Annotated in this window: 3 protein-coding genes; all 3 read left to right on the top strand. The window is 63.8% G+C overall.

The window, feature by feature from the left end; translation table 11 throughout:
- Positions 1 to 4 precede the first annotated feature (4 nt).
- The 3 genes from ABI213_RS03110 (at position 5) to ABI213_RS03100 (ending at position 2,825) form a co-directional block, all read left to right on the top strand.
- Complete coding sequence (locus ABI213_RS03110; protein ID WP_348026079.1) at positions 5 to 730, top strand: ABC transporter ATP-binding protein; 726 nt, start codon at positions 5 to 7, stop codon at positions 728 to 730.
- Positions 730 to 1,416, top strand: a complete 687-nt coding sequence (locus tag ABI213_RS03105; RefSeq protein WP_348006597.1) for an ABC transporter ATP-binding protein — start codon at positions 730 to 732, stop codon at positions 1,414 to 1,416. The genes ABI213_RS03110 and ABI213_RS03105 overlap by 1 nt, the downstream gene beginning before the upstream one ends.
- A gap of 98 nt (positions 1,417 to 1,514) precedes the next feature.
- Positions 1,515 to 2,825, top strand: a complete 1,311-nt coding sequence (locus ABI213_RS03100; protein WP_348006598.1) for a beta-propeller fold lactonase family protein — start codon at positions 1,515 to 1,517, stop codon at positions 2,823 to 2,825.
- Positions 2,826 to 2,948 lie beyond the last annotated feature (123 nt).

The raw sequence follows: 2,948 nt of genomic DNA, 5'->3' as shown, positions 1-2,948 counted from the left end.
ACTCATCGCCCTGCACAAAAACTTCGGCCCGGCGCAGATCATCCGGGGTGCCCATCTGGCCGTGGCCGCAGGCGAGCGCGTAGCCTTAATCGGTCCCAACGGTGCGGGCAAGTCCACGCTGTTCAACCTCATCAGTGGCCGTGCGGCCCCCAGCAGCGGCCAGATTTTGCTGCACGGCCAGCCCATCCACGGCAAAAGACCGTTCGAAATCTACCGCGCAGGCCTGTCACGCAGCTTCCAGACCAGCAACCTGTTTGCCCAGCTCAGCGTGTTCGAGAACCTGCGCTGCAGCCTGCTGTGGAGCCGGGGCTACGGCTACACGTTTTGGCGGCGCTTGGCCGGTTTGCAGGATGTGCGTGCGCGGGCCGAGCAGGTCATGGCCCAGGTACAGCTGGACGGCAAACGCGACGTGCTGGCCGCCCACCTTACCTATGCCGAGCAGCGCGTGCTGGAGCTGGGAATCACCATCGCGGGCGGTGCCAACGTGGTTTTGCTGGACGAGCCCACGGCGGGCATGGGCGGGCAAGAGGCGGCCCGGTTTGTGCAACTCATCCACGAGGTGACGCACAACAAGACGCTATTGATAATAGAGCACGACATGCAGGTGGTATATGCGCTAGCGGCCAAAATAGCCGTAATGGTGGCGGGTGAGGTCATTGCGTTGGATACGCCTGACGCGGTGCGCGCCAATCCGCGGGTGCAAGCCGCTTACCTGGGCACGGTGGCCTGATGCTGCAAGTCCAAAACCTGCGCGCCTTCTACGGCCCAACCCCCGTGCTGCACGGCGTGTCGTTTGCGATCCAACCCGGCGAAACCGTGGCCTTGCTGGGGCGCAACGGCGCGGGCCGCTCCACCACCGCCAAGGCGCTGCTGGGCCTGGTGCGCTGCCAGGGCTCCATCCTGTGGCGCGGCCAGCAGTTGGTGGGCCAGCCGCCGTTTGCCATCGCCCAGCAGGGCATCGCCTATGTTGCCGAAGCCCGTGACATCTTCCCGCGCCTCAGCGTGCAGCAGAACCTGCTGCTGGGGCAAAAAGGTACCGGGCCGTGGACTTTCGATGCGGTCTACACCCTGTTTCCGCATTTGAAGGCCCGCCAGCACACCCCCGGCGGCGTGCTGTCAGGTGGCGAACAGCAAATGCTGGCCCTGGGCCGCGCGCTGATGGGCAACCCGCAACTGCTAGTGGTCGATGAACCTACCGAAGGCCTGGCCCCGCAGGTGGTGGCCCAGGTTGCCGCTACTTTGCAGCAGTTAAAAAACCAGGGCATGGCCATCTTGCTGGTGGAGCAAAAGCTGGCGTTGGCGCTAGACATCGCCGACCGGGTTCTGGTGGTGGGCCGTGGGCGCGTGGTGTTCGACGGCACGCCGCAGCAGTTGCGCAGCCATGCCGCGGTGCGCCGCGAATGGCTGGAGGTGTAGCGCCATTTCTACCGGGGTAGGGCAGGCTGGTTTTTGATAGAAAACTTTATATTCGGCTGCTATGGTGGCTTTCATAAACCTTTCATGAAAGCACCATCTTGACCACTCGGCCCTCCATTCGCCCAAGTATTTTCGCCTTCGCACTGTGCTCTTTGCTGGCCGCCTGCGGCGGCGGCAGCGATAGCAGCACCGCCTACACCCTGGGCGGCACTGTCAAAGGCCTGACCACCAACGGTCTGGTGCTGATGAACAGCAACGCCACCGTGGCGGTGGCTTCGGGTGCCAGCAGTTTTACTTTCAGCGACCAGATGACCGGCGACTACACGGTCAGCGTCGCCACCCAGCCGGACGGGCAAACCTGCGTGGCCACCAACGCCAGCGGTAGCGGTGGCAGCACCGTCACCAGCGTGGTGGTCAATTGCCGCAGCTACGCCGCCTTCACCAGCAATCTGACCGGCATGAATCTGGCCCAGCTCAGCGTGGGCAGCACGGGTGCCTTGGTGGCGCAAAGCCCGGCCACTTTGGCAACGTCCTCTTCGCCGTCCAGCCTCAGCACCAGCGCCGACGGCAAATTTGCCTATGTCGGCTTTCTCGACAGCTCGGCCATCGGCATCTACAGCATCTCGGGTACCACCGGCGCGTTGACGGCAGTGGGTTCGGGCGCGGCCCAAAGCGCGGGTTATGGCCTGGCCATCAGCCCCAACAGCAAGTACCTGTATGTGAGCAATTACGGCAACGCCAGCGTGTCGCAGTTCACTATCGGCTCCACCGGCGCGCTGACGGCGATGTCCACCGCGGCGGTGGCCGCAGGCGTGAACCCCTACGGTGTGGCCGTCAGCCCCGACGGCCTGTACGTCTATGTGGCCAACAGCAGCGGCAACACGATTTCGCAGTACGCCGTGGGCAGCAGTGGCGCGTTGACTGCGCTGACACCCGCATCGGTGAGCGTGACCAGCTCGGGCACCGGGCCGGTGAATCTGGCCATCGACCCGAGCAGCAAATACGTCTACGTGACCCTGGCCAACAGCGCCAAGCTGGCCCAGTTCAGCATAGGCAGCGGCGGCCTGCTCACGGCCTTGTCACCCACCAGCGTCAGCACCGGCACCACGCCACACAACCTGGTGGTCAGCCCCAGCGGGCGCTATGTCTACGTGACGAATGCGGGTGATAACACCGTGTCGCAGTACAGCACCAGCAGCGGCAAGCTCACCGCCTTGCCCACCGCCACCGTGGCCACCGGCGCCAATCCGCGCGGCATTTCCACCTCGCCCGATGGCAGCTATGTGTATGTGACCAACTACAACGATGCCACTGTGACCTCGTACAGCGTGGGCTCCAGCGGCGCGTTGACGTCCGTGGGCACGGCATCGACCAACGGCGCGGGGCCGACGACGGTGTCGGCGCGTTAACGCGGTAAATTGACCCAGGCCTGGTTTGTCCCAGTTGGGACAAACCAGCAGAGCCGAAGCGGGGTAGAGCCCCTAGAATAAAAATCGAACGATCGTTCTTTTTAATTCGAGGTGACTCTTATG

Source organism: Rhodoferax sp. (assembly GCF_039922535.1).
Lineage (GTDB): Bacteria > Pseudomonadota > Gammaproteobacteria > Burkholderiales > Burkholderiaceae_C > Rhodoferax_B.
This window is presented reverse-complemented; position numbering and strand designations above follow the sequence as displayed.